Source organism: Rhodopirellula maiorica SM1 (assembly GCF_000346295.1).
Taxonomy (GTDB): domain Bacteria; phylum Planctomycetota; class Planctomycetia; order Pirellulales; family Pirellulaceae; genus Novipirellula; species Novipirellula maiorica.
The window spans coordinates 1-11,035 of the sequence record NZ_ANOG01000595.1 but is presented as its reverse complement, the minus strand read 5'-3'; the positions used below and the strand labels follow the sequence as shown (position 1 = coordinate 11,035).

At 55.2% G+C, this 11,035-nt stretch carries 5 protein-coding genes, 1 tRNA gene and 1 pseudogene; 3 read left to right on the top strand and 4 right to left on the bottom strand.

The window, feature by feature from the left end; all coding sequences use genetic code 11:
* Positions 1–842, top strand: an 842-nt coding sequence (locus RMSM_RS19020; protein WP_040768145.1) for an AAA family ATPase, incomplete at its 5' end; no start/stop codon positions are given.
* A gap of 62 nt (positions 843–904) precedes the next feature.
* Positions 905–2,209, top strand: a complete 1,305-nt coding sequence (locus RMSM_RS19015) for a DUF58 domain-containing protein (protein ID WP_008699781.1) — start codon at positions 905–907, stop codon at positions 2,207–2,209.
* A 70-nt stretch (positions 2,210–2,279) separates the two neighbouring features.
* Here the strand turns inward: RMSM_RS19015 and RMSM_RS19010 are convergent, their stop codons facing one another.
* A complete protein-coding gene (locus RMSM_RS19010) occupies positions 2,280–3,995 on the bottom strand; it encodes a prenyltransferase/squalene oxidase repeat-containing protein (RefSeq protein ID WP_236622208.1) in 1,716 nt (571 codons plus the stop codon).
* Between the two features lie 635 nt (positions 3,996–4,630).
* Here RMSM_RS19010 and RMSM_RS19000 point away from each other — a divergent pair.
* Positions 4,631–4,704 (top strand) — tRNA-Met (locus RMSM_RS19000).
* A 776-nt stretch (positions 4,705–5,480) separates the two neighbouring features.
* On the opposite strand, the gene RMSM_RS18990 is transcribed toward RMSM_RS19000, so the two are convergent.
* From RMSM_RS18990 to RMSM_RS42750, 3 genes and pseudogenes are all read right to left on the bottom strand, one after another.
* On the bottom strand, positions 5,481–7,196 hold the full coding sequence (locus RMSM_RS18990; RefSeq protein ID WP_236622207.1) for an arylsulfatase: 1,716 nt from the start codon (positions 7,194–7,196) through the stop codon (positions 5,481–5,483).
* A 127-nt stretch (positions 7,197–7,323) separates the two neighbouring features.
* Positions 7,324–8,819 (bottom strand): annotated as a pseudogene (locus RMSM_RS18985) (sulfatase family protein).
* Positions 8,820–8,821: 2 nt separating this feature from the next.
* Positions 8,822–10,612 (bottom strand): putative secreted protein, encoded by a 1,791-nt coding sequence (locus RMSM_RS42750; RefSeq protein WP_008699773.1) that lies wholly within the window; start codon positions 10,610–10,612, stop codon positions 8,822–8,824.
* Between the last annotated feature and the right edge of the window lie 423 nt (positions 10,613–11,035).

Below are 11,035 nucleotides of genomic sequence, written 5' to 3'. Positions count from 1 at the left end.
TCGCCATGTTGGCCGAAGGATCGGTGTTGCTCGAAGACGTTCCGGGTGTCGGCAAGACCACGCTTGCGAAATCGATGGCACGTTTGATCGACCTCGAGTTCCAACGGATCCAGTGTACCCCCGACTTGTTGCCCGCCGACATTATCGGCAGCAGTGTTTTCCGCCCCTCTTCGGGAACTTTCGAATTCCGCGCCGGACCCGTATTTAGCAACCTGTTGATCGCGGATGAAATCAACCGTGCATCACCACGGACGCAAAGTGCGCTGTTGGAAGCGATGGCGGAATCTCAGGTCACGGTCGATGGCAAACGCTATGTGCTGAAGCGGCCCTTCATTGTCATCGCGACGCAAAACCCGTCGGGGTTCGAAGGCACATTCCCGCTGCCCGAATCACAACTGGACCGTTTCTTGATGCGATTGTCGATGGATTACCCCGACACCAACAGCGAGATTGATTTGCTGCTCGACCAAGCGTCATCGGACCCATCGTCGGCATTGACCCCCGTGATGACCGGCGACGAGTTGACGGCACTGCAATCCTTTGTCCGCAAAGTGAAAGTGGATCGCAAAGCAGTAGCCTATATCGTCGAAATCGCCGCCGCGACACGTACCGACACACGACTGCGAGTCGGCGTCAGCCCGCGAGGATCGAAGATGCTGATGCGGGCAGCACAAGCGAAAGCCGTTTTGCTGGGCCGCGACTATGTGTTGCCCGACGATGTGCAAAGCCTGGCACCGAGCATCCTTTCGCATCGCGTTTCGCCTCGCAACGCCATCGCCACCTCCGATGAAACCACGATGATCATTTCCGATTTGCTAAAGTCGATTGACGTGCCTGTATAGCAACGCCTGTATAGGAAAACACAATGCATTCCCGTTCCGTTCTTTTCAATTAGACTTCTGTGATGCCGGATCCCTTGACGCAAACCCATCCGGCGGGAACGCGACCGTGGTGGCAACGAAGTCTGCACATCTTGGCCACCGTGTTGGTGTTTCCGTTACGAACGGCGATCGCAATACGTCGCTCGGCGACTCCCGCATCGATTTCGATGCTGTTGGTCGGCATCATCTCGCTGAATATTCTGTGGGGTTACCCTTGGGTTGGCATGTTCGCCGCCTGTGCTGCCACGCTTGGCATCAGCTTGCTGGTCAACCAAATAATGCAGCCTCGTCTGCAAGTCGATTTCTCGCTGCCACGCTGTGTCGAAGCGGGCCAGATGTTCCACTTGCGAATCCATCTCAAGAATCAACGTCATGTGCCCGCACTGCAATTGACCGCAGGAGTACAAGCGACGCGACGCAAAGACCTGTTTCGGCATTTTCGCAGACGATCATCGAAGCAAGCAAGCGATGCGTCGCGCTCTTACCAGGTGCTGTCCGACGCCACCGCCATCGGCATGATCTCGCCACGTGAAACCGTCACCACCGACGTCGCACTTTGCTTTACCCATCGGGGCGTGCATCCGCTGCCCGACGTTTGCGTGAAATCGATGTTTCCGTTCTGCTTATTTGAATTTACCAAACGGATCCCCAGCCACACGACCCTCCCCATCACGCCTCGATTGCTCGGCCAAGCCGACGAAGCGGGCTCCAGCGGAAAGCTGTCGGATATGTCGGGTTGGATTCGCAAAATCGCGGCCGCCGAGGCCTACGATTATTCGGGCAGCCGCGAATACGAAACCGGCATGTCGGTGCGGCGTTGGGATTTCGCCTCGTGGGCTCGGCTTGGCAAACCGATCGTCCAAGAATTCCAAACTCCGGGCGTCCGCATGGCGTATATCTTGGTCGACACCGCAAGCGATCCGCCGCGTTCCAGCCACGCTTCGCCCGCGTCCCCCCGCAGCGATCGCGATTCAAAATCGGACGATCTCGCCAACAAACGCGAAGAAACTATCGAACAAGTGCTGTCGCTAGCTGCCACCTGTCTGACCGAATTGTGGCAACGCAACGTCGGCGTTCAGTTGATGATTACCGGCGAATCGGAGGATCTTGACGACGACACACACACCTTTCACAAATCCGCCAGCGACTTGGAGACGACGCTGATCCGGCTGGCAATGGCGAAACGAACCAGCACCCAACAGGCTGACGAGGATCTCGCCGCCTTCGTCGAATCGATGCCCCAGTCGCCTTCAATGCTGATCACCTCGCGTGAAGACTTTCCGGCCAACATTCACAACGCGGCCTGCAAATTTATGCGTGTCCAATAGTAAACACGATTCGCAAAGCCCCGAAGAGCAACGCTGTGAAGCAAGATCGCGGAGCGATCAGCGACATTGATTACTCGACCGCATGGCCTGCGTATAGCGGCATGTGGCGGTAGTAAACTTCTAAACAGAACAACGACAAACACGTGGAGTACAAGCGGCCGTGATCGCCCCAGCGGTCGCCTTGCGGATCCCAGCTGCCGCGTTCGCGTCCGCGCGTCTGTTGATGAGCAGGCAACTGCACTCGCATTTTCTCGTTCCACCGTTGCCACGGCTCGCCGCCATAGTGATGTAACAACTGAGTCGCATAGTACCAGTAATAGCTGTCGCGATCGCTGTAGTCAAACGGAGCGACTTCCCACAACGCATCAATGCCTTGCACCATCGGTGCATGGTTTCGTGGCCAACCGAGGTATTGGCGGCACAGCAAACCCTCGGCGGTCATCGGAGGACTTGGGCGGCTGCGAGGTTGGTAGCCGTATTGAGCCCCGCCACTGGCTTGCGCCAAATCCAAATAGCCTTCGACGTTGTACAACACGCTGCGATTGACGTCTAAGCCAGCCGACAAACCACTTTCCAACGCCATCACGAACCATCCCGTGATGGAAGTGTCCGAATCCGACTTGGGGTAATAACGCCAACCACCCTGGGTCCCTTGAGCGTCTTGAGCGTATTCGATGGCGACTTGCGCCTTATCGCGGAGCCACGAATCTTTGGTCATTCCATACAATTCGCACAGCACAATCGTCGCTTGCGCCTGAGCATAGGCCTGTTCGTGGCCCCGCGCGTCTTTGGCCATGAAACCGCTGCGTGATTGCTGTTTGACCAAATACTTGACGCCCTTGTCCACGTTCTCGGCGTACTTGCCCTTGGTGTGGGTATTGCCATCGCCCAGAAACGCCAACAGCGCCATCGCCGTGGCGGCGGTTCGGTTTTCGACCACGCCTCCGTCGGCATACGGACCTCGCTTACTCCACCCACCATCGCTGCTCTGATTGCGGCTCAGCCATTCCAATCCCATTTCCACTGCATGCTGGGTCTCTTTGGTACCGCCGTAGAGTGCTAACAGCGTCGACTTCATCGCCCCGGAGCGGCCGTTAAACATCGGGCGAGCGATTTCGATTTCGGGTCCCAACCCAATGTCCGCCATCGCCACTTCCGCATCGATCGAGTCGTTGGCGTCTTCGAAGATCGACGGGATATCGACCATTACCTCTTGATCGGTCTCGATGTCAGATGCATCGACCAGCACATCACTGGGGTCGACAACAAACTCGGTAAAGTTCACTTCTTCTTTGGTTTCGCTCTGACCGATTTCAAGCAGCACGCGACTGATTGCATCGCCCGCCGGGGTTGAAATCAACGCCAGCGCCAACAGCAGCACCAAATGGATGACGGTGCTGATCAACCAAGGCGGTGCCCCTTTGACGATCTTTTCTTCGGTCGACGGTTCGCCCGCTTCGGCGTCGGCTTGCCCGTTCTCGGCCGTGGGCTGGTCCGGACGGACTTTTCGCTTGATGAATTTTGGCAGTTCATCACGCCAGCGAAGCGATTTGGCTGAACCAATCCCGCTGGCGACAACGGTGGCAGGTTGAGGTGCCGCGTGGGGAGCAAGCGGATTTTCGTTTTGAGTGGACGCTGATCTCAGCGGAGGCAGCGTCGCACGAGGCGGCGGTGGCGGCGGAATCGGAGGGCTGGCGGGCGATTGCGACGCCGGCGGCACCGCAGCGGTCGGGGGTGACGGAGGCGGATTCAATGCGGGCGAATTCGATGCAGGAGGGGCTGCCACGACAGGCGGAAGCGGACTGGCAGAGTTTGCACCATCACCGTTCGAATTTTGCGGATCCCGCTGGTTTGGGGGAACTTTTTGAACGGGATTCGCAGCCGGAGGGGGAACAGAACCCGACGTGGGTGAGTTTCCCCCCAGAGGTGAGGGAACCACCTCTGGATGGATTAAATCGGATTGGGAATCCGTTTGCGACATCAAAAACCGAACAGCGAGAGAAATGTTTGCATGATGAACAGGCTTCTAAATAGAATAGGGTGTGAGAGAAAAAAAATGCGAATGACGGAATCGATAAACCGAGGCGAATTGCCTCGGGGTGCAGAAACCATCGTTACATTTGACGTGACTGCGAACGATTGTTCCAGTTATGACTGATAGTCAGAAAGAATGGGGTAAAATCCCATTAGCCGTTTGGGCGATAGCCCGGGTTGAACGTGAGAATCGTGGCTGACGTCAAACGGCCAAACGTCCGAAAGACCGCTATTTTTCGGATTAACAGTGAGGATGAGAGGTCGAGTCGGAGGCCAAGTTAAGAAATGTTAAAATTGGGATGTGGAGGCTGTTGACACTTTGCCGAGGATTCCCATATAGTCTGCACATCGATGGGAGACGCAAGTCGACCACTCGAAAAACTTCACCGCGGGATGGAGCAGCCCGGTAGCTCGCGAGGCTCATAACCTCGAGGTCGTCGGTTCGAATCCGGCTCCCGCAACTTCTCGGAACGATCAAAGTCGTTTCCGACCCTGAAGTGAATAAAAGGTCGACATGGTTACCGTGTCGGCCTTTTTTTGTTTTTGCCCCGTGTTTCGCGCTGTTTGCGAGTTTGCCACCGTCCTGTCGCGTTCTTCGTTTCTTTGGTTCCACCGCTACTCGGTTTATGGGATCGGGGGTGATTTTGGGTCTCGGGACGAGAATTCTCTGTTTCTTCGTTTCTCTGCTGGTCTGGGTTAACGAACGTCCGACTCGCTCAGACGGTTCCGACATGAAAAGGGTTTGGCACCGCAAAACGCTGGTTTTCTGGAGCCGTTGATTTTGCCACCGCCGAAAACGAATTGATACTTGAGGAGTCAAGTCGAGTAAGTTACGAAATGCTCTCTCGCAAAACAGACAGCCGCCGAACAGACCCAATGCTGCAGATTTCTTGATTTTAGCGATCGCTCGTTGCGATATCCGGATGGGAGCTAAGTGGTTTGGCACCAGTGAGGAGGTCGCCGAGAAACGCAATTTGGAAATCAACAATTCGCCGACGGGAAGCTACCGGCGACATCGAATCGCAAGCCCCGCGAATGCAACGCGAGCGGTGGAATCGAAGCGAGATAGCGATGCCAATGCCGAATCAACGGGGCAGCCAATCTCGAAAAGGAGTAATGCCAGAGCAGCGCGGATAAGCATCAATCGCGAAGAACCTAAAATTGAACGTCACTACAATCCGGACTCTCTCCATGCGAGAATCGAGAGCCTCGCGTTCGAGTCATTCGCAGCACTCGATCAAGGCGAAATAGATGGGGGCATGAACTCGATGTTCGCAAAATAGGCACCTCTCTGCTTGTTGGTTGTCGCGTCAGTCATCCAACTCTGCAGCAATGTCTCACCGACCGGCAACTCCATGTCGAAAACGACGGAAGCGTCGTTGGGGCTGATGATTCTGGTCTGTTCGATGTCGCCGATCTTCAGTCGAACGTCTCGAACGTTCATGGCCGCAGGTGCGTCTTCGGGAAACCTTGACAGTCGAATTCGGTATTGACCGGAACGAACCACGTTCGCGGCCCAGAATCCATTGATTGCGAGCGAGTCGTCGCCGAGTTGTTCTTGTTTCCAAATCACGTTTCCTTCGGTGGGATGCCAATCTCGCACCGTCAACCGTGTCGGGTTCTCTTCGGGTGCGCCCAGTTGAAACCGGGTGTAGTTAGCATCCGTTGCGAACACATCTGCAAAGTGTTTTTCATAACGAGACTGCAGCTTACCGACCACATCCGAATGCTCCGCGGCGATATTTTTCTTCTGGCCTGGGTCATGGATGATGTCGTACAGTTCACCGTCGACCAATCGCCACTTTTGGGTCATCACCGCGTAATGGGGCATGCCATATTTCTTCGGCGACAACTCCAGTGTTGGGCGATCACTCTGGCGCTGGACGACCATGGTCCGATCTGGCCACTCGTCGCCACGACCTTCTAGCAAGCCGGCGATTGACTGGCCGTCGAAGTGAGTTCCTTTTGCAACATCTAGGTTGCACCATTCGATCAGAGTCGGCAGCCAATCTCGACAGGATGTGAGTTCGTCAATCTTCCGCCCCGATTCGAGTTTCGCGGGCCAGCGTACAAAGCATGCGACACGGTGCCCGCCTTCGTAGACTGACCCCTTCCTTCCTCGCATCCCCGCGTTGAAACCGTCTTCTGGCATTCGACCGCTGGCCCCTTTCGCCGTGCCGTTGTCGCCCATGAAGATCACGATTGTATTGTCGGAAAGCTGCTGCGATTCGAGGCATTCAAGCAAGCGTCCGAGATTCTCGTCGAAGTTGATGATCTGTCCAAAGAACTTGGAACGTTCCTCGGAGTGTCCATCCGCAATGAACGGTGCCGAGTACTTGCTGGCAACCGTATGCGGACTGTGCATCGCGTTGAGCGGCAGGTAGACGAAGAACGGCTGCTCGCTTGATTGCGAGATCATTCGTTCGCACTCCTCAAAAAAGACGTCCGTGCAATATCCGCTGATGTTCTCAGCTACGCCATTGCGATGATAAGTGTCGTCAAAGTAGTCGTTGCCGATCGGGTTTCCGATCTCGTCGATGCCGCCGGCAAGATGGCGGACCACATTTTGAAACCCGCGAAAACGTGGAGCATACGGCCATGTGTCACCGAGGTGCCATTTTCCAAACATTCCCGTGCGATAACCTGACGCGGCAAACACATCGGCCATGGTGACTTTTTCGGGGTTCAACAGTTGTCGCCCTTGCGTCGTCGTCCAAGCACCGACACGTGACGAGTACCGTCCCGTCATCAATGCAGCACGGGTGGGAGTGCACGCCGGATCGACGTGATAGTCCTCCAGACGAACGCCTTGGGACGCGAGCCGATCGAGGTTCGGCGTTTTGAGCCACGGATTTCCGTGACAAGACATGTCGCCGTACCCCTGGTCATCGGTCAGGATTAGGATCACGTTGGGACGTTCACTTGCCATCCCTAGGCACACCAAATTCGTCAACAGAAAAAGTGTTCCGAGGGTTCTCATCAATCGCATGCTACTGAACCGAGGAAACTTGTAGGTTGTCAATGTCGATGAAACCACCGGTGAACGTAAGTCCGGCGTTGGTCGTGATCGGGTTGTCAAATCACTTTGTGGGTTTCTTTGTGAAGGGAATCACTGGGCGTTTCATGCTGCTGTCAACTTCACGAAAAACCCAAGGGCTCCACAAATCTCGCACTTCTTGCCACTCATCAAGCGTTCGTGTGGGATACCACCTGGGAACGCCATGCGCTGCGAAGTCATAGCTGTCGGCGTTATCCTGAATCCACTGACCGACCGTATTGGTTGGGCGGGTATCCGGAAATACTCCATCGCCTCGAAACGCATCGGTCACACCCGCATCACCGACGACCTCTTTTCGCCAGCGTTGCAGTTCGCCGAGCAATTCGGTCTTTACGCTGGCGTACTCTTCTTCATCGGCCACGTTGTGGACTTCGTGTGGGTCGGTTCGCAGGTCGAACAGTTCGATCGGTGGTTTGCTCGATGACATGAACGCTGCTTGTTCGGGCGTCAACTTTCCTTGCAGATTCAGGACGTTCATTTCAGCGAGCACGGGATACGCACTTTCTTTGTAGAAACTGAACTGGCAATAGGCCCGCTCGGGCATCAAATTCAGGATCAACTTGTAGTCCTTCGATCGAATGCTTCGCATATCGCATCGCTGAAAAGACTCTTCCCATGCAATGGGACCGGTGCGGTCACGCCGGCGGCTTGCAATGCGGTGGCGCAAAGGTCAATCGACATCACCATATCGCTACTGACTTGGCCCGGTTCAACTTTTCCCGGCCAACGCACAATCATGGGAACGCGCGTGCCCTCGTCGTACAGAAACTGCTTGCCCCGAATGTGACAGCGGCCGTGATCGCCGATGAAAAACACGATTGTGCTGTCGGCCAAACCTTCATCCTCAAGTCGCGTGAGAATGTCGCCGACCTCGCGATCAACAAGCTGCATCTGTTCCAGACCGTTGGTCCAATCGCGGCGAACGAACGGCGTGTCCGGATAGTAGGGAGGCAATTCAATGTCTTTGATGTCGATCGGTCGTTGGGGGTCGCGATTCCAGGCTCGATGCGTGCCTCCGAATGTGATGCGAGCGAAGAACGGCTGGTCCGGTTCGCGATCTTTCCAATCGCTGCCCATGAACAGTTCGTTCCGCCGATCGGGAAAGAAGTTGCAATCCGTTTTCCAACTCATCAGGCACGTGTAGTAACCAGCGTCGGCAAGCAGATGCGGAATGGGGCGGATGCCGTGGGGTAAAGCCTTTTTGTTGGCGGTCCGATGTTGATGAGCACCGATGTAGTTTTGATGAAATCCGGTCATCATCGCCGAACGAGACGTCGAACAGACCGGCGACGTTGTGAAGGCTCGTTCATAGCGAATGCCTTCGGCGGCAAGCTGGTCGACATTCGGTGTATGAATTCCCTTGGTGCCGTAGCAGGACAGATCGGGACTCCAGTCCTCGATCGTGATCCAAAGAATATTCGGCCGATCGTCCGCGCGGACAGCCCCATCAATCACTGGAGCGAGCAGAATTGCGGCAAGACTTAGGCAGGCGTGTCGTAGAAATCGTGTAGATGCCATTTTCAATCCAGGTTGGAACTTGTCGCATGTTCGAGGGGAATGTGCACATTGAACGAGTGCTCTTTCTCTTTGGTCTCTTCGGCCGCGCAGAACAGCACCTTCGGGACGCCATCTTCCAGCCAAAGCTGCGGACGTTCCAAGCGATGGAAGGATTGTTCGCTACCGTCGGCCCAGCTCACTTTGCGTTGCAAAACCCAAGGGTGAGCCGCGACGGACCAGTCGAGTCCGTCGTTGGAGGTGAACAACGCCAATGAATCTTCACCGGTTTTGTTGAAGTGACCCTTGTGATCGTTGACAATCGCCCAGCACTGCTCGCCATCGAACCACACATAAGGATCTTCAGCGGGAAACTTGACGCCTGGTGCAGTGAATAGCGGCTTGAGTTGTTTGGTGAATGGTCCGGTGGGCGAATCCGAAGTCGCAGCCAGATGAACGACGGGACCACCGAAGGGAAGCCGACCGTTCTTCCCGACCGCTTTGTAGATCAGTACATACGTACCATCGCCACGCCGCAAGATCGACGGATTGCTGGTCATCAAAGCATCCGGCGCATCCGACGGCTCACTGATGTCGATGACGGGTGAATCGAACCGCTTCCATGGGCCACTCAAACTGTCCGCCACCGCGACACCAATGCGTTGATTGTTGCGGTGAATCGGATTCAGTTTGGCGGTTGCATTGCCATCGCCGTAATTCCCCATGTAATAGAGGTGGTACTTGCCATCAAATTGATGAACGGTCGGATTGTGCGTACACATTCCATCCCAGAACTGGGAACCTCGCGCCGGCAAGGCGACGTCAACGTGCTTGTACGGCCCCAACGGATCGTCGGCGACCGCATGAGCGATCTCGCTGTGCGTGACCCAAGCGTTGTGCCCCAGCTCGCGCGGCCAACGGCTGTAAAGCAAGTGACACTTACCCTCAGCATCGCGAGCCATGCTACCGCCCCAAATGTAGTAGTTGGGGTCAACGAACTTGGCCGAAGCAGGCACGGGCGACACCATGGATCGAAAATCCAGTTCCGGTGAACTGCGCGAGGTACTGGTGCCTGCACTTCTCGGTGAATCTCGCTTCCAGATGCGTACGTCGTCGATTGTTGCTGTCTGGGGGACCAGTAGTCGCAACAAAGACTTGGTTTCGTGTGCGAAACCTTCTGAGTGATGACTACCCACGCGCTTTCCATTGATATCCACCGAAAGCTGATGTCCGTCGACGTGGGCCAGGATTTCGTGCCACTGATTCAACTCTAGCTGAATTGGGAACTGCCGCTTTTTCGTTGCCAACAGCTTTTGTTGTTCGGCGTTAATAGCGCCGGACAGTCGCTTGGCCCGGATATCTAGATCCATGACGCCCGTCTTGCGGTCTTCGATTGTCAGCCCACCGGCACTCACTTCCGCATCAAATAGATGCCCTGCATGAACCGATTTGCACGCGGGATCGGCGAAATTCAATTTCAACCGATCGCCCTTTTGGTGCAACTGGAACCGCAGGCCAATGCTTCTGTCCTTGAACGCGAATTCATGTCGGACCGACGTTGCATGGTTTGCATCGGCGTGTGTGAAAACATGCATCGCACCGTCGCGAAGGTCCACCTGCTTGTGACCTTTCGCCGTCTTGTCACTGCTGGTCGTCCATTGGTTCCCAGGTTCGTCTTTGAGTTCCTGAGATTCTGAACGCTCGAATTGATCTTCAAAGATGAGTTCCCCCAATTCGCTCTTTGCAGTGGCATCATCGGCAAACACATGAGCCGAAAAACAATAAAGGGCGATTAAGACGGTCTGGAAAATCTTCATGTTAGCTTTCTGTATTGTTGTAGACATTCATTTGTATTTTGGTTGTTGCTGAATCGTTGGTTTCTTATCTGCGTGGATGTCTTTCTTGGCGTCCATACCCGCTGCGATCATGCGCGTCGCTTGCAAGTCAATCACCGAATTCACTTACTCGTTTTTGGGTTGAGTGATAAAGGAATATCGCAGCAGCAAGAAGGATAGCCCCGAACGTCAGCAATGTGACGCGGCTATTCTCCTGCAAAATTCCCAGCAGGAAAATCCACAAACCGATCGCAAAGACATTGGCTGCCACTAAGCGTCCAGGCAATGGATCGAATTCACCGGAGTGATCAGCGCTTGGTGTGACGCTCTCTGAATCTTCGGTTGTCGTCGTTGGGGAGTTCGGTTTCTGCGAGTCCGGCTTCGGTTGGGGCTGTCTCTAAGCGT